The organism is Halovibrio sp. HP20-59, assembly GCF_033052795.2.
GTDB lineage: Bacteria > Pseudomonadota > Gammaproteobacteria > Pseudomonadales > Halomonadaceae > Vreelandella.
Genome location: NZ_JAWJUW020000192.1, coordinates 1 through 233, shown reverse-complemented (window position 1 = coordinate 233; position 233 = coordinate 1). Strand labels below are relative to the sequence as shown.

Here is a 233-nt window from a genome sequence, read left to right as displayed (position 1 = left end):
GGACGAGTATCAGCTTCAGATTCCCGCCCTGTCTGTTGATGAAAAGCTGCCCGTTGCCGTTCTCTTGAACCTACCAGATGACGCGCTTGACGCAGCCTCCGTTGCTAAGAAACGTGCTATCTTGAATCGCACTCCATTTCCCGAAGAGATAGTTCGATCTTTTGCACCATACGGAGAAAACAGTCTAGAAAACTGTTCACGGGAAATCGAAACGTTACTTAAGGCTGGCGACC

1 protein-coding gene is annotated in these 233 nt (G+C 49.4%); it reads left to right on the top strand.

Features of this window, described 5'->3' with window-relative positions; translation table 11 throughout:
• A partial coding sequence (locus RZA33_RS19830) for a hypothetical protein (RefSeq protein WP_317510110.1) occupies nucleotides 1-233 on the top strand: 233 nt, incomplete at both ends.